The organism is Flavobacterium branchiicola (assembly GCF_018383905.1).
GTDB lineage: Bacteria > Bacteroidota > Bacteroidia > Flavobacteriales > Flavobacteriaceae > Flavobacterium > Flavobacterium branchiicola.
Genome location: NZ_JAGYWA010000001.1, coordinates 563775 through 586964, shown reverse-complemented (window position 1 = coordinate 586964; position 23190 = coordinate 563775). Strand labels below are relative to the sequence as shown.

General features: G+C 36.4%; 11 protein-coding genes. 8 read left to right on the top strand and 3 right to left on the bottom strand.

Translation table 11 applies throughout. From position 1 onward, the window contains the following. Positions 1–18 precede the first annotated feature (18 nt). From KHA98_RS02470 to KHA98_RS02445, 6 genes are all read left to right on the top strand, one after another. Complete coding sequence (locus KHA98_RS02470) at positions 19–597, top strand: outer membrane beta-barrel protein (protein WP_213254912.1); 579 nt, start codon at positions 19–21, stop codon at positions 595–597. A gap of 179 nt (positions 598–776) precedes the next feature. Next, positions 777–1367, top strand: coding sequence for an outer membrane beta-barrel protein (locus KHA98_RS02465; RefSeq protein WP_213254910.1), 591 nt, complete (start codon positions 777–779; stop codon positions 1365–1367). 331 nt (positions 1368–1698) lie between these two features. After that, positions 1699–4698, top strand: a complete 3000-nt coding sequence (locus KHA98_RS02460) for a T9SS type A sorting domain-containing protein (RefSeq protein WP_213254908.1) — start codon at positions 1699–1701, stop codon at positions 4696–4698. A 63-nt stretch (positions 4699–4761) separates the two neighbouring features. Continuing rightward, complete coding sequence (locus tag KHA98_RS02455; RefSeq protein WP_213254906.1) at positions 4762–14718, top strand: SpvB/TcaC N-terminal domain-containing protein; 9957 nt, start codon at positions 4762–4764, stop codon at positions 14716–14718. 18 nt (positions 14719–14736) lie between these two features. After that, positions 14737–14973: a DUF7336 domain-containing protein gene (locus KHA98_RS02450; protein WP_213254904.1), complete on the top strand. Its 237-nt coding sequence runs from the start codon at positions 14737–14739 to the stop codon at positions 14971–14973. A gap of 180 nt (positions 14974–15153) precedes the next feature. Next, complete coding sequence (locus KHA98_RS02445; RefSeq protein WP_213254902.1) at positions 15154–15813, top strand: IS1 family transposase; 660 nt, start codon at positions 15154–15156, stop codon at positions 15811–15813. Between the two features lie 103 nt (positions 15814–15916). Here KHA98_RS02445 and metE read toward each other — a convergent pair whose 3' ends face one another. Beyond that, complete coding sequence (metE, locus tag KHA98_RS02440) at positions 15917–18238, bottom strand: 5-methyltetrahydropteroyltriglutamate--homocysteine S-methyltransferase (protein ID WP_213254901.1); 2322 nt, start codon at positions 18236–18238, stop codon at positions 15917–15919. A gap of 157 nt (positions 18239–18395) precedes the next feature. On the opposite strand from metE, the gene KHA98_RS02435 reads away from it, so the two are divergent. Both KHA98_RS02435 and KHA98_RS02430 read left to right on the top strand, forming a co-directional pair. Continuing rightward, positions 18396–18857 carry an Lrp/AsnC family transcriptional regulator gene (locus KHA98_RS02435; RefSeq protein ID WP_031454329.1) on the top strand — a complete coding sequence of 154 codons (462 nt, stop codon included), beginning with the start codon at positions 18396–18398 and terminating at the stop codon, positions 18855–18857. Positions 18858–18957: 100 nt separating this feature from the next. Continuing rightward, entirely contained in the window at positions 18958–20304 is a 1347-nt protein-coding gene (locus tag KHA98_RS02430) for a deoxyguanosinetriphosphate triphosphohydrolase (RefSeq protein WP_213254900.1), read from the top strand. Positions 20305–20317: 13 nt separating this feature from the next. Here the strand turns inward: KHA98_RS02430 and KHA98_RS02425 are convergent, their stop codons facing one another. Next, positions 20318–21319 (bottom strand): DUF3078 domain-containing protein, encoded by a 1002-nt coding sequence (locus KHA98_RS02425; RefSeq protein ID WP_213254899.1) that lies wholly within the window; start codon positions 21317–21319, stop codon positions 20318–20320. A 34-nt stretch (positions 21320–21353) separates the two neighbouring features. After that, positions 21354–23141 (bottom strand): 1-deoxy-D-xylulose-5-phosphate synthase, encoded by a 1788-nt coding sequence (locus tag KHA98_RS02420; protein WP_213254898.1) that lies wholly within the window; start codon positions 23139–23141, stop codon positions 21354–21356. Positions 23142–23190 lie beyond the last annotated feature (49 nt).

The following is a 23190-nucleotide window of genomic DNA, read 5'->3' as shown; positions in this document are numbered from 1 at the left end:
AATTTAAAAAAATCCCAAATGAAAAAAATTTTAGTGATGGCTGCTTTAGCTATCTGCAGTTTTGCAAACGCTCAAAAAGGAACAATCTTAGTAGGTGGAAGTATTGGTTATACTTCAAACACTAGAACAATTGGAAACAATGAAGTTAAAAACAATGATTTTAGCTTTTCTCCAAAAGTAGGTTACCAATTTCACGAAAACTGGACTGTAGGAGGTGAAGCTTCTTTTGGTTCTGAAAAAACAAAACAAGGAACAAACGAAAATAGATTTAACACTACTAAATTAGGAGCTTTTTTACGTTACACAATGCCATTGAATCAAACTTTTGCTTTCTTTGCTGAGTTAGGAACTGGTTTCCAAAGTGAAAAAGACAAAACTTATGCAGGTCCGCTTACTACAACTGCAAAAGGTGATGGTATGTATATTGGTGTAACTCCAGCTCTTTTCATTGACATGAAAAAAGGTTTTGGTTTAAACTTCAACATTGGTGGTTTAGGTTACAACACTATCAGCTACGATAACAACGGACCAGAATACAAAAATTTCGATTTTAATTTTGGTAAAGCATTTAACATTGGAGTTTCTAAAAACTTCTAATCTTAAGTTAAATATTCAATTTCAGAAAGCACTCCAAATTGGGGTGCTTTTTTTTTGGGATTGTTAAAAATAACTTATATTGTTGTATAAACTTGTCTTTTATGTTAATAAAATGCCAAAGCTTATTTCATGGCATCTTTCTTGTTAAATTAATTAATCAAATTTAACAAATATCACATATGAAAAAAATTCTAGTTATTGTTGCACTGGCGATGTTCAGTTTTGCAAATGCTCAAAAAGGCTCAGTTTTAGTTATGGGTAGTGTCATGTATAATTCGCAAAAAGATTCAAATTCGAATTATGAAAGCACGCAAAATTATTTTGGTTTTCAGCCGAAGGTTGGTTATCAGTTTCATGAAAATTGGACAGCTGGTATTGAAGGTAATATTTCAAATGCCAAAAATGATTTAAGTGACGGAAGTCTTTATAAAGACCATGTTTATAATCTTGGAGGATTTTTGCGTTACTCTAAACCATTGGGAGGTATTTTTTCAGCATATGCAGATTTAGGTCTCGGTTATAAAAATAGAAAAGAAACCTTTAAAAATACGACTGGGCAAACTTACAATGATAGCGACGGATTTTATGCAAGTTTAACGCCGGCGATTTATATCGATATTAAAAAAGGTTTTGGATTAAACTTTAATATCGGAGGGCTGAATTATTCAGCTTTAAATGTTGATTATGCTGCCGGCATGTCGGGTGAAGCGAAGACATTTCAATTTAATTTCGGACAGTCATTTTCTATTGGTGTTTCTAAAAATTTCTAATTTTAGATTTTCAATAAATATATAAGCACTTCAAACTCGAAGTGCTTTTTTTGTTTTAATTGAATTATTTATCTCGATATTTAAAAATAAACTTATTATATATTTATAAAGGCGATGACGATCAGTTAATTAAAATTTAAATACAATCAATATAAAAAAGCTTCTAAGATAGAAATATTTTAGAAGCTTTTTTTATGCTTTTTAAAAATTAAGTAAGATAAAGTTTACATATTTGTTTTTTATTTCAAAATAAAAACTTAAAATTGTAGGAAAATTTTGTTAAAATTTATCTTGGCTACAATGCCATGTATAACAGATTCAGTTCAATTATATGAAAAAAATAAGCAGCATTTTCGTTTTGATATTGGTTTTAGGTATCAATTTGACTGCATTTTCTCAGCAAGAGATACTTGGAGGCGTCAAAGGAACACAGGAATGGTATTACATGGCACCTGGTGGTGTCGATGGAGCACAAGCTTGGTTTAAAACCAACAGGGTAAGTAATACAGTATTTAACTGGAAAGATTATAGTTTTAATGAGGCCAAGTTAAACCTATGGAATACTACAAATGAGTATTCTTCTGGTATTGTCCGCAGTTTTAATTTTAACCCAGGGCTATATTTAGATGGTAAAAGCATTCAGTTTTTTTTAAAACAAACCACCTTATCACAAGGTACCGTAATTGGACTTTTTGGACATATGAACACACTATATGATTCACAAAATCTTTTATTTGGAATTACGGGACGTCCAGACGAAGGAACTGTGATTACCAATGACAAAATTGTAAATAGTGCAGAACGTGGTGGTGATATTCTTGATTACGGAAGTACAGAAGGAGAAGATTTATATCGCAAAGCCGATAACAGTGAAGGAACTACTGCAAAATATAGAGAACGTGCTTTAAAAATAGTTTCATACTATCAGTACCAGCAGCCCAATATTTCGGTTTGGGGAGATGATCAAACTTCAAATTTGACTTTCGGATCTGCTTATTTCAACAGAGCAAACGGACTTTCTACTTATTCTCTTACTAATTTTGATAATAATTTTCGCGGCTATATACCTGAATTATTAGTGTATAGCCGCATCTTAACACCGCTCGAGCGCCGAAAAGCAGAGACCTATTTGGCTATAAAATACGGTATAAGTCTTAATAACTCTTATATCTCTAGCGACGATGAGTTGCTCTGGGACTGGAGTGCCAATTCAAAATTTAATAATCGTATTACGGGTATATTAAGAGATGATCACAGCGGTTTAAATCAAACCTTTTCTACCACAAGTTATGAAGAGGATCCTTATTTTTCAGATACATACGATTCATTTGAAGAAACGAACTACCGTGACAGATCTTCATCGTATAAGTTGTTAGCCATGGGGCAATTTACAGCTAATATTCTCAACAATCAGAATGCTTATTTGTGGGGAGATGATAATGGTGTTCTAAGTACAACAAATAGCGGAGGAGTTGCAGGAATTAAACGAATGGGAAGAACTTGGAAACTTGTTACCAATACGTTGCCGCCTACAGATGAAGAAAAGATATTACGATTTAATAATTCAGGGCTTGAAACAATATCAGAACTAGGACAGACCACTTTTACAAATAAAATAGCCTCAACAACAGGTACAAGTGTAACCAAAACGCCTTTGCAGGGAAAAAACGGATACTTAGAGTTTAAACTTTCGGCTTCAGGAAGCACTGTGTTTGTAAAATTTGGCGCAAATACAGGAGTGGCGGGGCCATTAGATTACGGAGTAAGAGTGGATCCAAGTGGAGCAATGTATTTAATAGAAAACACAAAACAACCTGTTTATGTAGCCTCAGTCTATACCTCTTATAAAGTTACTATCGAAAAAAGAGAAAATGAAGTTTATGTAAATATTTTTAATTCTTCTAGTGAAAGAATTTACGGAAGAAAGCTCTCCATTTTGCCCGCCGATGTCGATAAACAATTTTTTGGTATCGTATCACTAGAGAAAAAAGCAGTTGATTACTCGCTTAAAGTAATTCATGGAGGTTTTGCTGCTACCGGCTCAAAAGTAGAACTTTCTTATTACGGCTCTAGAGCTGCAGAATTTTCGACTAATAAAGACAGAAGTTATCTGATTATTGATCGATCAGGAACAGGTAATTTTTTGATAGATGACGTAGAATATTATCCGGTAAGCGAAATTGATTCCAATCGATCAAAAATAATATTCAACAATGTATTTTGGGATGCAGATGGCAATGGTAAAGACGTTTTTACTTTTGGCTACAAGGATGCCTCGACCCGCCTCATTGCATTAGTAGAAGGCGATGATCCAACTTGTTTAAATGATGTTTTACAGCAGAATGGAAAAATTAAAATAGAAATAAAAGAAGGGCTTCCCGGATATAAATATACCGTTTCTAAAACAGGAACAACTCAGGTCGAACAGACAGGGACATTTTATGAACCCAAAAAGAACCTTGAAAATTTACCAGCTGGTAACTACGACCTGACACTAGAAATGGTCGGAACCAATTTTCTAAAAACTACTAATAATTCTAGCCTTAGTCCTGTTACAGCAAGTCCTGCTTTACAAGCTGGAAATAACGGAAGCATTGAGTGGACTTTAATCGATTTTACAGGAGACAAATATATTGGGTTTACCATTCAGAAAGTCACTCCAACAACAGCACAAGTTTATGGAGTAGTAGTTAAAGAAAACCAGCTGTATTTCTGGAATAGAGGAGTAATCGGTGCCCAAGTTCTAGCTACTTTAAGCAAGCCAAGTCGTATAAAGCTAGAGATGCAGAATGGTATTATTCGTTGTACAGTTAATGATGTTGTAGTAGGAAGTCAAAACATTGCCCCGGCAGATGTAAATCTTTCTTATTATGCCTACCTGTCTATAGAGTCCATTGACAATTCAATTTACAATTTTACGCATACTGGTTTTGTAACCAGTCCAACCAAATTGTATTGGGGCTCATATACCAATTATACCTTAACAGAAGGCGATGCCACAACAAGCAAAGTAGTGCAAAAAGTAACCCTTACTGCGCCAGAATGTAAAGAAATTCTACCGCCTGTAATACCACCTGTTACAGACAATCTTACTGTATTTCCTGTCCCTTCAAAAGTAGGAGCAAGTTTTACTATTAATGTAAAATTAAATGATCCCTCAGAAGCAATGGTATTAATTTTTAATAGCGCAGGAACCTTGATAACGCAATTGCGAAATCCAGAATTGAAAAAAGAATTCTCGTTTACTACAAGTATCCCAACGGCAGGAATCTATATCATAAAAGTACTCACTACCGAAGGAGAATTTTCGAAATCAATCATCATCAATTAAGGCAATTATCCTTAAAGAAAAATTTGAAAGCAATACAGCAATCCATACCAATTTTAGGAAACCATGGAAAAAAATAAAAATTTGAAATCAACAATACAAAAAAGTACTGCCAGTATATTGGCAGTATTATTATTTGGACAAAGTGCATTTGCCTATACTTTTAGGTACGAAAGAAAAGCCGTTTATAATTCGGTTTCAGGATCTGGTTTAAATCACGAAAAGCAATTGAATAATGCAAGAGTGATAAACGATTCCAAACCAAATCATAAAGAAAAAACCGTTGCCATTTTTGCAAATAAATCCAACCAAATAGTAGTTCCCGCAGTAGAAAGTGGAGGAGTTATCGGGCGTTACGCCGGAAAAGCACTAGATAATCCAGCAGATAATTTATTCCATTTTAATATTCAAGAAAAGCTTACAGCCCAAGATCGTGTAAAATTAGTATACGAATTGCAAGGAGTTGCAATAAGCGTCAATGACGAATTTGCGAATGGAGGTACTTGGGTACAGCAAAGCGACCAATGGAGTAAACAGGAACAATATCTAAATGCTAGCAGTTTAAGCATAGGTGAGAACACACTTCAGTTTTCATTACCCGAAAATGCAGAATACGGTTATCAAGTTCGTAAGCTGGCTTTAGTAATTGAGAAAGGTGAAGCAACGGCGCTTAGATTAGACAATTTAAAAGGATTAAGTTATAAAGGAGAAGGTTATGTAAGTGGTTTTATTCAAGGATTAACAGCCGAAAATCAAGTTACAGTAAACGGAAAAAATGTACCACATTACAATGGCTTTTTCGAAACTATTTTACCATCAGGAAGCGATTTAAAAGCAGTGGTGAGAATTAATTCTAACGGTCAGATTTTAGAACAGCAAGTATTATTAGAACCAGCAGGAACGGTATATCAAGAGCCATTGACAGCCGTATTTGCTGGACAAACAAAAATATTTGTGAAAGGGCAGAAAATGGCGTTAAGTGCAGGGGCAGCTACTTTAGAAGTAAACGAATCTGCCTTATTAGAAAATAAAAACCTGAGTATTACACCTTTGCGTGCTATAGATTTACCAGCTTTAGATCCAACCATGACCAACCTCACCTCAGGATTTGGATATCGTTTTTTACCTCATGGCGAACATTTTACGGATGGCGCATTGGTAAAATTGGGTTATAACAAAGAATTACTGCCGCCAGGATATACAGAAGATGATATTCGCACTTTTTATTACGATAAAAACACAGGACATTGGGAAGCCTTAGAGCGCGATAGTCTCGATGTAGCACATCAGATTATTATCTCAAAAACAACTCACTTTACCGATATGATCAACGGTGTTATAAAAACACCAGAGTCGCCAGATACACAAGGATTTGCAGCTACAATGATGAGCGATATTAAAGCCGCAGACCCAACAGCAGCAGTACAAAACATACAACCGCCCACAGCAAACCCGCAAGGTTCGGCCAATTTGAGTTATGCAATAGAAGTGCCGCCTGCGCGCAACGGCATGCAGCCCAATATAAATGTAAGCTACAATAGTGATGGTGGCAGCGGCTGGCTTGGAGAAGGCTGGGACATGCATGTACCAACCATTAGCATAGATACCCGTTGGGGAGTACCGCGTTATAGTACCACACTAGAAACAGAAACCTATAGTATGGGCGGAGCCATGCTGGCGGTAATGGACAATCAAAACCCTTCAGTAGCGCATCGAGGTGAAAAAATAGCCCGTAAATCTGGCGACGTGCAATTTTATTCCAGAACAGAAAGCGGTTTCAGCAAAATAATTAGAAAAGGCAATAGCCCTAAAGATTATACTTGGGAAGTAACCGACAGAAATGGTACCGTATATAAATATGCCGATTGTCTTAAAGGCGATAATGGCAACGTAGGGCAATGGTATTTGACCAGTGTAACCGAACTGCATGGCGATTATATCAAATATACGTATACAGCAGTAAACGAAACCATAGGAGGTAGTGTAACGGCAAAAGCCATGTATTTGTCTCAAATAGAATACGGCAATAAAGGCGATAATGCGCACAGTACAATTGTCTTTACCAGTGCAGCAAACAAAACAGTCAAAACCAGCAGCGGTCGTTACGGATTTCTAACATCTGAACATAAATTGCTAACCAAAGTAACCGTCAAACATTTAGGAAACACATTGCGCAGTTACGATTTTGTTTACAAACAAGGAGACGGAGCGTTTAAGAAAACACTTTTAGAAAAAGTAATGCAAAATGATGCCAGTGGTGCTAAATTCAACGAGCATGTTTTTGACTATTATGATGATGTAAAAGCAGCCGAAGGTTATGTGCCCTTTAATAGTAGCGAAGAGTGGGATACAGGAACAGATAATGTAACTGGAAACGGAATTGTTACTAAGGTAGATAAAATAGCAGGAGATGTTCTTTTTAATGACAAAATCTCAGCCCTAGGAGGAGGAGTCTCTATCTCAGGAGGATTTTCTCTTTATGTAGGAGTTGGTCCTATCGACGCACAGCCTACAACCGGAAATACTGCTGGAGCAAGTTTTTCTTACTCACCATCAGAATCAGACGGACTTTTGGCTCTTGTAGATATCAACGGAGACGGTCTTCCAGACAAAGTTTTTAAATCAGCAGGTCGTATCTATTATCGTCCAAACCTAGGGAACGGTACTTTTGGAGGCCGTTTGGATGTAAACGGAATTTCTAGAATTTCGTTTACCAAATCGTCAGCTTCTAGCTATGGTATAAGTGGTCGCGCGGGTGTAGGAAAAGCAATTGTTACAATTGGAGACAGTTATCAAACTAGTAAAACTGCAAATTATACCTATTTTCAGGATGTCAACAATGATGGTCTGGTCGATTTAGTACGTGATGGTGTAGTGTACTTTAACCATATTGTTAATTTGAACGGTCAGGCAATACCCACTTTTACCGCTTCAAGTTCTGATACTGCCAGTCCAATGTTTGTAAGCGGTAATATAGATACCAGCGTGACTGCGGTAGACCCTGCCGAACAAGAAGAAGTTATTGCCAATTCACCACTAGAAGATGTGGTGCGTGTTTGGGAAGCTCCATTTGCAGGAACTATAAAAATAGAAAGTACAGCCACGCTTATTCCACCATCAGGAACGCATGATGAAGCAGAGTATGCATTGGCAGACGGAGTATTTGTAAGCATTCAGAAAGGCAATAGTTGGATAGTAGGACAAAAGGCGCTGACTAAAACTGAACCGTCAGCAAGTATGGCAGCAACGCAGCAAACAGTAGCTCAAGGTGAAAAAGTATACTTTAGAGTACAGTCAGGGCAAAATAAATTGGCCAACGGAGCTTTTGATCAAGTAGATTGGAACCCTATTATTACTTATACAGATGCCAGCCGAATTAACCTGCCAACAAATCCAGAAGGACAACAGCGCTATAGCTACAAAGCAAGTGAAGGCTTTGTGGTAGAAAATAGCACGTCTAATATTATTATTCAAAATGTAAACGAAGCGGGAGCCATACAAATAACAGGAACATTTGTAAAACCTGCTACCAGCGATGCTGTTCTGGTAAGCATTTTAGGAAAAAACAATACAGGAACTTTTGAAACCCTTTGGTGTAGAAACTTTACCGCAACTGAAACATTTAATGGCACATTAACAGCCAAGGCACTGCTATCTGGCATAAGTGCCGATTATCAGGAAGTAAAAATTACCCTGACAAGTGATACCAATGTAGCTTGGGATAAAATAAAATGGGATGCTAAACTGACTCATTACCCATCAGGAGCTTTTAGTGGATCAGGAGTTGCAGATTTAAACTGTACAGGAGCAAACAAAGCAAATATTACCGGAACATCAGATTATGAAACCATACCTTTTATGGATTACGGCATTTTTGCCAGTCATTTAATAGAAGGAAACTTATATACAGCAACAACAACTGGAGGGCTAAGTTTAGTTCCAGCGCTAACATCTGCAAATACAGACAATAAAAACTACAAAGTAACACTGTCTGCCAAAACAAACACAGGTGTTTTGCTTAATAAAGGCAATTATACAATGCTTAATGGCAAGTTAACCACAGCAACGCCATTGGCGATAACGACAACGGCAGGCGATAAAATCTGGATAGAATATACCATTTCTGATCGTATGGCATTGGTGGGTGGTACCTTGACAGCACCAGTAACCACAGTAAATATAAACGGAATACCACTAACTGCGGCGGTATTTGCACCAGCTTTGGCCGATGCAGAAAAATTTGGTTCTATGCAGCGCCATTGGGGGCAGTTTATTTACAATGGTATGAACGGACGTTCTACTCAGCCTATAGATCAGAGTAAATTAATATTGCCAGATTCAGACAAAGCAGAGACAGACCCTCGAAAAATGATTTTTATGGCAATGACACCAGATGTAACTGCTAAAAAGTTCTGGTCGGGAGCCAATAACCTGCTTTATGTAAACAATACAGTAATGTCAAGTTCACGTCTGGGCGATACTAATGTTGTATTGACCAACCCATTAGCGGGATTAAACGGAGGAACGGCAAATACTAACAATACTTACTGTACAGAAGCCTCAGGAGCATTTGCTGTAACAAAAAGAACCAAAGCAACCAGTACGGCAAAACAGGCTGGAGTAAGCCCTTTCACCGTTAGTACAGCCAACGGTACATCAGAAGTAGTTAGCGATTTTCAAGACATGAACGGCGACGGTTTCCCAGACATTATCACCAAAGGCAATATTCAGATGACCAATAGCCGAGGTGGTTTTGATGGAGAAAATATTGCCTTTGCAGGACCACACAGCAGTACGTCGACATCTTATGGCGTGTCTGCAGGATCTGCAGCAAAACATGCCAATGCAATTAATACTGCGCAAGCAGATTATAATAAGGCCGAAGCAACTAGAGCAGCGGCTGATTGTGAAACAGAATCGGTTGCTACAACCGAAGCTAATAGTGCAAAATCAGCTTTAGAAGCGGCACAAAGTAAAACTGATTTTACGCCATCTGGGGGAGTAGATTATAATAAAGAAACTTCTGTACAGACTTGGACAGATATAAATGGAGATGGCTTGCCAGATAAAATTTTGGCAGACAAAAAAGTACAGCTTAATTTAGGATATGGTTTTACACCGCCAATAGATTTTGGATTAGAAAATATTACCAAAGCAGAATCAATCTCTCCTAATTTCGGATTAGGAATAGATTTTGGTTCCTCGTCAATCAGCGCGGGATACGGTATTGTAAAAAATATTACATGGAACGATTTTAGCCTTCAGGATGTAAATGGTGACGGATTGGTCGATCAGGTTTTCAAAAATGATTTAGTACGTCTTAATTTAGGAGATCGTTTCAGCGCTCAAATGTCTTGGAATGGCTTAGGGGTTTTGGGTCAAGGATCATCAACCGCAGAATCATTAAATGCAGCGTTTACAATTCCAATACCAGCCGTATTTGTTAAAGTAGCTATTAACCCAGGTGTCAATGTAGGACTTTCTAGTAACCGTACAGAAAGTCAGTTACAGGATATAGATGGCGACGGATTTCCAGATTATCTTAGCTCAACCGTAGATAACAGTATAGAAGTAAAACGCTCCACCATAGCCCGTACCAATAAACTAAAATCGGTACAAACCCCACTTGGAGCAGAGTATATGGTAGACTACAGCCGCAGTAAACCAACCTATAATCATCCTGGAGGAAAATGGGTGATGCAGAGCGTTATGGTAAAAGACGGAATTGTCAGCGATGGGCCAGACATGAAAACAAAGTTTATCTATTCAGATGGAAAATACGAACGCCACGAAAGAACATTTCTTGGTTTTGGTCTAATAAGAACTCAAAATCTTGATACAGAAAATAATGATAGACCCTATAGAACATTAACACAAGTTTATAATACAGAAGATTATTACAATAGCGGGCAGTTGTTGAGTTCAAAAATAGAAAGTTATGATGGCTCAGAAAACGATATACCGTATGGAGAAAAATTTACAGAAAGTATAAACGAATATTATACCTATGCTTTGGAGGCAACAGGAGATGTTTATCAATTTAAGCCAAAAACAAAAATATGCTCAGACAGAGGCGTGAGTTATACCCCGCTTAAAAAAGCAGAATCGTCTATTTATTGTAAGAAATTACCCCTCAAATTAAATGAAATAGACTATCAGTACTATGTAAATCAGGGAGACTTTGGCGACTTAAAAAGTTATAGTTATAAAGATAACACTACAGGAAATTACAAAACAGAAATTTCGTATGCCGCAAATTTAGGTAAACATATTCTGGGGTTGCCAGTAAATAGTACGGTAACTACAGGTGGTAAAACAGTTCGTGATTTTAGAGCAGCCTATGCCGATCCTAATTTTGCCAGCCATATCACGCAGGTAAAACAAAAATTAAACGATACAGATTGGGCAGTAACCGATTTAAAATACGATGCTTACGGAAACATAACCCAGAAAACTCTGCCAGAGAACTACAAAAAGGAACGTCCGGTCATAAAATACCGTTACGACGACGAATTTAGAATGTATCCCGAAGAAGTTTCAGACCAGTTTGGTTATCGCAGTTACAATCGTAATTACGACAGCCGTTACGGAATTGCTCTCGAAACAGAAGACATTAACGGTTATGTAATTAAAAAAGAAATTGACGAATTTGGACGTTTGACCAAAGTGCAAGCGCCAAAAGAAGCCGCTGCAGGCAAGCCCTATACGATTATGATGGACTATTTCCCGAAGGTAGAAATGGCTAACGGAAATATTACGAGAACGGCTTATGCCAGAACCAAACATTTTGATGCACAGCACCCCGAAGACCCTATCGAAACGGTAACATTTGTAGACGGAATAGGAAGAGCCATTCAGGTAAAAAAAGATGCAGCCATTACCAGCAATAAAACGCCCGACCAGCAGAGCAATCTAATGATTGTTTCTGGCCGTGCCAAGTTTGATGCTTTCGGTCGAGTTGTAAAAACCTATTACCCACAGACAGCACCGTTGGGCGACTGGAATAAATTGATGGATAGTTTTGACTCGGTAGAACCAACCAAAACAAGCTATGATGTTTTAGACAGACCGCTTACAACAAAATTACCAGATGGTATATTTACCGAGATTCAATACAGCATAGAAAACGATCTATTAAAAACACAAATTATAGATCCTTTAAACAATACAAGTACAAGTTTTGTAAATGGCTCAGGCTTAACAATGAAAACCGTAGACGCCAAAAATGTAGCAACACAATTTGAGTATGACGGTATAAACAGGCCAACTGTAGTGACTGATGTTCGCGGACAGCAAACAATAAGCACTTACGATATGGCAGACAGACGTATACAATTTGTACATCCAGATGCTGGCAAAAATACCTTTAAATACGATGCGTTAGGCAATCTAATGGAGAGACAAACTGCCAATTTACTGGAGAAAAATAAAAAAATAACCTACGAGTACGATTACAACAGGTTAACCAATATACATTATCCCGAACATCCAGAAAATGATGTGCGTTATGTTTTCGGTTCTAAAAATGAGAGCCAGAACCGTAAAGGAAGACTTATTTTGGTCGAAGATGCCACAGGAGCACAAGAATTCTCCTATGGTACAATGGGCGAAATCGAAAGCATACGCCGTACCGTAATAGTGCCAAACTCTGCCGTGGCAACCTACGTGACAAGTTGGAAATACGACTCTTGGAACCGTTTGCAGGAAATGATTTATCCTGATCAAGAAAAAATAAGCTACACCTACAACTCAGGCGGATTGTTGCAGACCGTAGAAGGCAAAAAAGCCTATACCTATAATTATGTAAACAAAATAGGTTACGACAAATTTGAGCAGCGAAGCTACCTCAAATTCTGTAACGGAACCGAAACCAAATACGATTACGAACCATTACGAAGAAGACTCCAGAACATGACGGCTCAATCTGGTGCAGGATATCAAGGCATTAATACACCAAGAATGTTCATGGATAATACCTACGAATATGACCAAGTAAGTAATGTATTAAGTGTTAGTAACCGCGCAGCAGGAATTACAGGAAAAATGGGAGGAACCATGACTCATACATACAGCTATGATAATTTATATCAATTAGAGTCTGCAAAAGGAGTATTTAAAGGTGCTGATAAAAAATACGCTAGTTACAATCTACAACTGCAATATGATGATTTACATAATCTTACCAATAAATCGCAAGATGTATATCAGGAAGATATAGTACAACCAGGGGCTGTAACAGTTAATAGTTATATATTTCGTAAAGAAAAAGATTCCAACCCCAACCAGTTAGGCATTGTTGGTGAAACCGAATATCGTTCAAAAAATACGGATCCTGCTACAGAGAAATATAAGTATAACCATTATAGTTATGATAAGAATGGAAACATGATTTATACCAATAATGTTGATTATTTGTTGCAAGCTGAAAAAGCGCAGGAAAAAAAATACCTTTGGGACGAAGAAAACCGTCTTGGCGCTGTAAGTATAAACGGTTATGTAAGCAATTACACTTACGATGCAGGTGGTGAGCGTGTTACAAAACTATCTGGTGGCGGGCAGGGTATTTTTGTAAACTCTGTATTCTCAGGCGGAAAAACGGCAACAGACAATTTTACATTGTATGTAAATCCTTATTTAGTGGCACAAAATGGAGGACGTTATACCAAACACATCTACATTGGGTCACAGCGAATTGTTTCTAAAATTGGTGATTTCGAAAGCTACGGTGCAGACCCGAGACGAGTAGAAAAAGCAGGAGAATCTTTTTCAGGCGTAAAAGTAAATTACGATGCGAAATACAAAAAAGCATTAGCCGTTGTAAAAGCAAACTACGATACATTTGAAGTGCCTTATTATGGAGTTGATAACAATGATTATGTAAATGGTGTCGGGTTCTGTTGTAATCCTACTGGAGGCACTGCATCTGGCGGTTCTCCAACAGGAAAAATGGCTGCTAAAAATGATAATGCAGAGTTACAGCAATATTATTACCATCCAGATCATTTGGGCAGTTCGTCTTATTTGACTAATTTAGATGGCGAAGTAGTGCAGCATATCGAGTACGTGCCTTTCGGGGAAGTTTTCTTGGAAGAGAAGAATGCCAAGTGGAATACACCGTATCTGTTCACTTCGAAAGAACTGGATAAAGAAACTGGCCTGTACTATTTTGGAGCTAGATACCAAGACCCGAAAATGGGATTGTTTATATCCGTTGATCCGCTTGCAGTTTATAATCCAGTAATGGAAAGTCAGTTTTATGGTGATGGAGATCATAATGGAGGGTTTTACAATAGTAAAAACTTAAATTCATATGGCTATTGCTATAATAATCCAGTAATATATCAAGATCCGAACGGAAAGCAGAATTATTCGGTAATTTTAGGAGGTTTAGATAGACTTACCACAAATACGGCCGCTGCAGCTTTAGGTTCTGCACATGCTACAGCATCAGCTTATTCTGTAGGATTAGGGGATTTATTCAGACTTACAGAACCGCCTAATACGTTCACAAGAAGCCAATTAATCTCTTACTATGCTGGTAGAGCAATTGCTGATATCGCAATGATAGTAGAAGGAGGAAATATTGCAGGAACAGGAGGAACAATGGCTGCAACAACTGGTGCTCAGACAATGGGAGCTGGTGCAGCAGTAGGGGTCGGTGTTGCCGTTTATGGTGGAGGAGTTGCAGTAACAGGAACGGTAGATTTAGCACAGTCACTTGCTACATTGATGAGTATGGGGGTAGACCCTGAAAATACATCTAGTTCTTCATCATCTAGTTCTTCTAGTTCTTCTACTACAAAGGCACCTGAATATAAAACTGCAAAAGCTGGGGTTTCTGGAAAAGAAGGTGCAAAAAATGCTCCTGATTGGGCAAAAGGGAATAAGCCTTTCAAAGGAGAAAATGGTAAACAGTTTGCCAAAAGATTGTTGGATGCAAAATATGGGGAAGGAAATTACAAAACTGGTCCAACAACAGAATATAATCAAATACAAAAATGGGGGGACAGATCATTTGAATAATTTAAATTAAATAATATTATGGAAGAAGTATATTTATTACAACATAGTTATGATATTGGAGAGTTTGAAGAAGTTAAAACTATTGGTATTTATTCGACTTTTGTAGAGGCAGAAGAAGCGATAAATAGATTTAAAAACAAGAAGGGATTTAAAGATTATCCTATAGATTGTTTTTCAATAGATAAGTATAAGCTTGATGAGGACAATTGGAGTGAAGGTTTTATTACTTGGGAAGAAGCTAATGAGGACGTTTAAAAACCGGGTCATGTATCAAAATAGGGCATTGCATCTAAAGACCAATAAATAGGAATATATTAGGGTGAAAAAATAAAATTTTGCCAAAATCAAAGACAACCTTCGGGTTGTCTTTTTCGTTTTAGTGTAGTTATGGTATTAAAAGTAAATGAATATTAATAAGATGTATCAAATTAGGGCATGGAAATAAAATGTAGATTTTGTGGAGAAAATTGTAGTAAGAACGGATATCAGGCAAACGGCGTTCAGCGTTATAAATGTAAAATATGCAAAAGGAAACAGCAATCTAGTTATAGTAATAAAGCCTGTTATAATTCTTTAGATCAACAAATAATTATTTTTACAAAAGAAGGTTTAGGCATTAGAAGTACGGCTCGAATTCTAAAGATTTCGACAACAACATTGCTTAAACGAATTTTGTTAATTGCAGAAAATATTCAGAGACCAATTATTGCAATGGGAAAAATTTATGAAGTAGATGAAATGGCTACTTTTATAAAAACAAAAAAAAGATTAATATGGATCGTTTATGCTTTAGAAAGAGAATCTGGAAGAGTAGTTAGTTTTAATGTTGGAAGCCGAACGAACAAGACATTAAAGATAGTTTTAGATACGCTAAAATTATCTAAACCAAAATCAATTTATACAGATAAACTAAAGCATTATAAATATCTAATTGATCCTCTCATTCATAAAACGAAGCGGTTTGGGACAAATAATATAGAACGAAAGAATCTTTCATTAAGAATTCATTTAAAAAGACTTAATAGAAGAACCATTTGTTTTAGTAAAAGTAAAATAGTTTTAGTGGCAATCTTGAAGATTTATTTTTGGCTTTAAATAAAAAAACAATGCCAACATAATGAAGCCGAAATGAATCATAACTAAAATTCGGCTTTATTTGTTGGCATAAAAAACAAAAATAGATTTAAAATATAAAGTGTTAACTCACCGGGTTTTCTACGGCAGCTCTCATTTCCTGTGCGGCTGCAACCATTTCGATTAGTGCTTTTTTAGTTTCATCCCAATGACGCGTTTTTAAACCACAATCAGGATTTACCCATAATTGATCTACCGGAATAACCGCAGCAGCTTTTTCAAGTAAACGAACCATTTCATCGCTTGACGGAACGCGCGGCGAGTGAATATCGTAAACTCCCGGGCCAATTTCGTTTGGATATTTAAAGTTAGCAAATGCATCTAAAAGTTCCATTTGCGAACGCGAACATTCAATTGTGATTACATCGGCATCCATGTCGGCAATGTTTTGGATGATGTCGTTAAACTCGCTGTAACACATATGTGTGTGAATTTGTGTATCATCATTTACACCACTTGCAGAAATTCTAAAGGCTTTTACTGCCCAGTCTAAATAGTTTGCCCATTCCTCTTTTCTTAACGGAAGACCTTCACGAATGGCAGGTTCATCAATTTGAATGATTTTGATTCCCGCTTGTTCTAAATCGACAACTTCGTCGCGAATGGCTAAAGCGATTTGTGTACAAGTTTCAGAACGTGGCTGATCGTTTCGTACAAACGACCATTGTAAAATGGTTACTGGCCCCGTCAACATTCCTTTTACCCATTTTGGAGTTAGAGATTGTGCATATTCAGACCATTTTACCGTCATAGGTTTTGGTCGTGAAACGTCTCCATAAATAACCGGAGGTTTCACGCAACGGCTTCCGTAACTCTGAACCCAGCCATTTTTGGTAAACGTAAATCCTGCTAATTGCTCTCCGAAATATTCCACCATGTCGTTACGTTCAAACTCACCATGAACTAAAACGTCAATTCCGGTTTCTTCCTGAAAACGAATCGTAGCTTCGGTTTCTTTTTCGATTAAGTCGTTGTATTGTTCAGTAGTTAATTCGCCTTTTTTGAATTTTGCTCTCCAGCTTCTCACTTCTGCTGTCTGAGGAAAAGATCCAATTGTTGTAGTTGGGAATAACGGCAGATTTAAAGCTTCAATCTGGCTTTTTCTTCTTGTTGCAAATGCACTTTTACGTTTGTCATCAGAAGCTGTAATTCCGGTAACTCGGGATTTAACTTCATTATTATGAATTAATTTTGAAGTTTTACGATTGTCGTTTGCAATGACATTTCTTTCGTAATCAACAGAATTTTTAACGTCAACTTCGTTTGAAGCGAATTGTTTTAAAAGTACAACTTCATTGATTTTTTGTTTAGCAAAAGCCAGCCATTGTTTAATTTCCGGAGTAAGTGTCTGATCGTTTGTTTCTAAATCTAAGTCGCACGGATTATGAATTAAAGAACAAGATGGAGCCACTAAAATTCGGTTTTCGCCTAAAGCATCAACCGCTTTTTTGATTAATTCTAAAGAAGATTTAAAATTATTTTTCCAGATATTTCTTCCATCAACAACTCCCAAAGAAAGATTTACGTTTGATGCCAGTTTTCCTGATTGTAAAATATCATCTAATTGAAGTGGACAACGAACTAGATCTAAGTGAAAAGTATCAACCGGAAGCGCCAGCGCCGTTTCTAAATTTTCTCCAAAACAATCAAAATAGTTGGCTAAAACAATTTTAAGTTTAGGGAAACGAATGTTGATTTCGTTGTACACTTCTGTAAACGTTTTTCTTTCTTTATCCGTTAAATTTAGAGCTAAAAACGGTTCGTCTAATTGAATGTAATCAGCATTTTCAGCCTGAAGTTTTTCGAAAATTTCAAAATATACAGGAAGCAGCGCATCAATAAGATCAATTCGGTGAAAACCTTCTTCTTTTTCTTTTCCTAATAATAAATAAGAAACAGGCCCAATTAAAACGGGTTTTGTTTTAATTCCTAATTCATTTGCCTCTTTAAATTCATTGATTATTTTTTCGGAAAACAATTCAAACTTTTGGTTCTTAGTAAACTCAGGAACAATATAATGATAGTTGGTGTCAAACCACTTTGTCATTTCCATGGCAACAACATCCTGACCATTTTTTTGAGATCCTCTTGCCATAGCAAAATACAAGTCAAGAGATGAATTGTTTTTTGCAAGTTCGTGATAACGTGCCGGAATTGCACCAACAGTTAAAGTTAAATCAAGAACCTGATCGTAAAAAGAAAAATCATTAGACGGAATTAAATCTACTCCCGCTGCCGATTGTAAATGCCAGTTTTTGCTGCGAATTTCTTTTCCGGCTGCGATAAGTTCATCTGCCGAAATTTGTCCTGCCCAGTACAATTCACTGGCTTTTTTTAGTTCTCTGTTGCTGCCTATTCTTGGATAGCCTAAGTTGTTTGTTTTCATTTTTGATTCAGTATTTTTTACTGAACAAATTTACTTTCTTGGTTTTTATAACTTATATTTGAGTTTTATTTCAGTAAAATATGTTTTAAAATGTATTTTTTAAAGATTTTATTACTGTAAAAATCTTTTTAATGAAACTTTAGCCGTAAAAAAAACTATGGAAAACTTAGATAAAACAGATTTATTGATCCTGAAACACCTTCAGGAAAACTCAAATATCAACACAAAAGACCTCGCAAGTAAATTATTTCTGACGGTTACTCCGGTTTATGAACGAATTAAAAGACTCGAAAGAGATGGTTACATTACAAAATATGTAGCGCTTTTAGACAAGAAAAAAATGAATCGTGGCATGACCGTTTTCTGTAATGTACGTTTAAAAGAACATGCAAAGAATGTGGGAAGTAATTTTGTAAAAGATATTGTGGCGCTTCCTGAAATTATAGAATGCTACAACATTGCAGGTGACTATGATTTTATGCTGAAGATTTTGGTAAAGGATATGGCTAGCTATCAGGATTTTGTCATGAATAAACTATCAACTATTGAAAATATTGGAAATACCAACAGTATTTTTGTAATGGGAGAAATCAAACACAGCACGGCATTAGAGTTTTAAAGAAGTAGAAAATCCTAAAATAAAACGTATTTTTGACGTTTAGATCATCAATCTAAAATCTAAAATCACAAATCTAAAATCACAAATCTAAAATCATAAAATGAACTGGGAACAACTTTTATCATTAAAACGTCAGGGAGATACAAGCAAAAGATTACGTGTAGAACAAGATGATACCCGTTTAGGTTTTGAAGTCGATTATGACCGAATTATATTTTCTGCTGCTTTTAGAAGTTTACAAGATAAAACACAAGTTATTCCGCTTTCTAAAACCGATTTTGTGCACACCCGTTTAACGCACAGTCTGGAAGTTTCGGTTGTAGGGCGTTCGCTTGGACGTTTGGTTGGGAAAAAGATTATCGAAAAATATCCTTATCTGAAAGAAGTTCACGGTTACCATATGAATGATTTTGGAGCTATTGTGGCTGCGGCTTCATTGGCACACGATATTGGGAATCCACCTTTTGGACATTCTGGTGAAAAAGCGATTGGAGAATATTTTTCTATCGGAAACGGAGCGAAATTTAAAGATAAGCTTACGGCTAAAGAATGGCAGGATTTAATTGATTTTGAAGGAAATGCCAACGGATTTTCTGTATTAACGGCAAGTCGCCCGGGAATTGAAGGCGGACTTAGAATTTCGTATGCTACTTTGGGAGCTTTTATGAAATACCCAAAAGAAAGTCTTCCTAAAAAGCCAACAAATAATATTGCCGATAAAAAATACGGTTTCTTCCAGACTGATAAATCTTTTTTTGAAGAAGTTGCCCATGATATGGGAATGATTGCCAATAAATCGGGCGATGATATTGGTTTTGAAAGACATCCTTTGGCTTATTTAGTCGAAGCGGCAGATGATATTTGTTACACCATTATAGATTTTGAAGACGGAATTAATTTAGGACTAGTTTCTGAAGATTACGCTCTAGAATACCTGATCAAGTTGGTAAAAGACAATATTGGCGTAGTAAAATATAAAACACTTGAAACAAAAGAAGACCGAATAAGCTATTTGCGTGCACTTGCCATTGGTTCTTTAATTAATGATGCTGTTGATGTTTTTATCGAAAATGAAGAAGCAATTATGGCAGGGAAATTCCCTTTTGCTTTAACAGATAAAAGTAAATACAAAGCGCAGATGAATGATATTATCAACCTGAGTGTTGAGAAAATCTATCAAAGCCGTGAAGTAATCGAGAAAGAAATTGTAGGTTATCAAATCATCCAGACTTTACTGGATAAATTTATTACAGCTTTCAATAACAAATATGAAGGAACAGCCTCAAATTATGATAAATTACTTTTGAAAATGCTGCCTGAAAAACATCATTTAGAAAAAACGAATTTATATGAGCGTTTGCTTCATATTTGTCATTATGTTTCGCTGCTAACAGACGGAAACGCCTTAGAATTGTTTGATACCATTAATGGCAGAAAAACCAATTAATTCAGGAAATTTATTATTGAAAAGCATAAACCAGACCTACACCCAGAACTTGTCTTAACTGCATTCTTGGTCCGTCATTAACCTGACTGGTTGCTCCAGATACAGGATCAACCACGTCTTTTTTGGTTTTAATATCGTCGTCATATACTAAATGTACACCAATATTTGCTTTTACATAAGCATTAACAACAAGGTCTAAACGGGTGTCATAATCAATATCGACATTTCCGAATTTGTTCAAATAATCAGTATATAAACTTAGTCGGTTTTCGTAGAAAACGTTTTTATAAATTTCACTTTTTGTGTAAGCGGTAAAAAGAATACCAAATTCGGCTTTTACTTTTTGACCTTCCTGAACCAAAATCGTATTTGCAGGATCTAAAGGGTCAGTTGCATAAACCGCTTTTCGAACCCCAAATGCGCCCTGATTTGCCAAAGTATCATCTAAAACCAAAGTGGTTTTTAACGTAATTGGAGAGAAATAAAAGACTCTGTTTTTTTGTTTATTTGAGTTTTCAGCTCCTGCTCCAAGGAAAATATAAGCTGGGGCAAATGGTTTAGAAATAGCAACATCCCTGTTAGGATAATTATAACCGTCTGAAAATTGTGTGTTGAAGTTAAATTTTGCAGAATAGTACCAGTTTGTTACAGTATCTTTTCTAAAACCGTAAGTTGAATTAAATTGAAGTGCATCATCTGTTTTTCTTAATTCAATTCCGTCCTGTTTATTTAAACCATATTTTACGATAAGTTCGTTTACCCATTTATGGTTGTTCTTTTGATAAGTTCTGTTGAATTCACCCTTAAATAATCCCGAAACAGAACTTGTTCCCCCCGCGCTCCAATTGACGAAAGCAATCTCTGAAATATCAAAACCTAACTGATTTTTTTTGGCCCAGTTAGAGGGTAATGCAGGTAATTGATTTGGGTCTAATGTAGTTTGTATTATTTGTGCAAAGTTATTTGAAGTACACATTAGTAATAACAGCAAAAGGGCAGAACGCAATAATTTCATTAGGCTTATTTTAGTTTTTGGAGCTGCAAAATAATTATTTTACAGCATTTGAAAAAAGATTTATTAAACTTTTAACGTCAATCTTACACAATTGTTGTAACTGAGACACGGTTCCATGCTCAATAAAGTCATCCGGAATACCCAAAATTTTGATGTCATTTTTAAAATTATGGGCCGCTGCAAATTCTAAAATAGCACTTCCAAAACCTCCATTTACAGTTCCGTCCTCGATCGTAATTATAGTCTTGAAACGTGTGAAAATATCGTGTAATAGATTGTTATCTAATGGTTTAATAAAAGGGAAGTCATAATGCGCAATTGTATCTGAATTAGAACATTGGTTTAGTGCTTCAGTAACATTATTTCCGATTGTTCCGGTTGATAAAACAGCGGTCAGATTTCCGTTTTTCAGGCAGTGAGCTTCGCCGATTTTAATTTTGTCGTAATGTCCGAAATTTTCTACTTCCCAATTTGGCAATACACCACGACCACGCGGATATCGAATTGCGATAGGATGATTTAAACCTAACTGCGCCGTATATAAAATGTTTTGAAGTGCGATTTCGTTGATTGGCGCATAAATAATGAGATTTGGAATTGCTCTTAAATAGGCAATATCAAAAACACCATGATGCGTTGCGCCGTCTTCTCCAACCAAACCGGCTCTGTCAAGACAAAATATTACAGGCAAATTCTGTAAAGCCACATCGTGTATGACCTGATCGTAGGCGCGCTGCAAAAATGTCGAATAAATATTGCAATATACGATCATGCCCTGAGTCGCCATTCCTGCAGAAAGAGTTACAGCATGTTGTTCTGCAATTCCAACATCAAAAGCACGATCCGGTAATTCATCCATCATAAATTTTAAAGAACTTCCGGATGGCATTGCCGGCGTGATTCCGATAATTTTTTCGTTCTTTTTGGCTAAATCTAATATAGTTAAGCCAAAAACATCCTGATATTTTGGAGGAAGATTTTCTTCAGATTTAAGTTGAAGTTCGCCTGTTAAAGCATCAAATTTACCGGGCGCATGATATTTTACCTGATTTTCTTCAGCCTGTTGCAAACCTTTTCCTTTTGTGGTAACAATATGAAGGAATTTTGGACCTTTGATCTTTTTTAAACGCTTTAATTCTTTAATTAATTTCGGAAGATCGTGTCCGTCAATTGGACCAGAATAATCAAAATTCAAAGACTTTATAATGTTATTTTGCTTTGGATTTTTTCCGTTTTTTACCGCAGTCAGGTATTTTTTTAAAGCACCAACACTTGGATCAATTCCGATAGCATTATCATTTAGAATAACCAAAATATTAGCATCAGTAACTCCGGCGTGATTTAAACCTTCAAAAGCCATTCCGCTTGCAATTGAAGCATCTCCAATTACGGCAATATGTTCTTTATCTAAATCACCTTTCAATTTAGACGCAATCGCCATTCCCAACGCAGCAGAAATAGAAGTAGAAGAATGTCCTACACCAAAAGTATCATAAACACTTTCGCTTCTTTTAGGAAATCCGGAAATGCCGTTTATTTGTCTGTTGGTGTCGAAATTTTCTCTTCTTTCCGTCAGGATTTTATGTCCGTAAGCTTGATGTCCAACATCCCAAACCAGTAAATCTTCGGGAGTATTAAAAACGTAATGCAAAGCAATCGTTAATTCTACAACGCCAAGACTAGCGCCCAAATGACCTTCTTTTACAGAAACAATATCAATGATAAAATCTCGTAATTCTTTCGCCAGTTGCGGTAATTGAGTTTCGTTGAGTAAACGTAAATCAGCAGGATTGTATATGTTTGAAAGTAAATTGCTTTTCATTGTAAGGTAAAAAGCAAATTTACGGTTTTAAATTTAATTTTTCTGCCGA